The organism is Chryseobacterium sp. SIMBA_028 (genome assembly GCF_046535285.1).
Taxonomy (GTDB): domain Bacteria; phylum Bacteroidota; class Bacteroidia; order Flavobacteriales; family Weeksellaceae; genus Chryseobacterium.
This window is the reverse complement of record NZ_JAWRWZ010000624.1, coordinates 1-250: the sequence shown is the minus strand read 5'-3', so window position 1 is coordinate 250 and position 250 is coordinate 1. Positions and strand designations below refer to the sequence as shown.

Sequence of the window (250 nt, the reverse complement as noted above, 5' to 3'; positions counted from 1 at the left end):
AGCCACGCTTTTTAAACAGGGTAATTTCTTAAAAAAATACATTAAATACTCTCATAAAGGAAGCATCATCGCAGAAAAAGAACTGAACGACGTTTTTGTAATTGCGAGAAGTTCACTGATTGATATTTTAACACACAACATCCCCTCTGAAAAAATATCTTACGAAAAACCTGTCAGCCTCTCCCCTCAAGGAAAACTCACATATTCCGATGGTACTTCCATAGATTCTGATATCATCATTGTTTCCGAT

Annotated in this window: 1 pseudogene; it reads left to right on the top strand. The window is 35.6% G+C overall.

The features are described 5' to 3' along the window. Nucleotides 1-250: pseudogene (locus SCA31_RS24720) on the top strand (FAD-dependent monooxygenase); the annotation flags it as partial.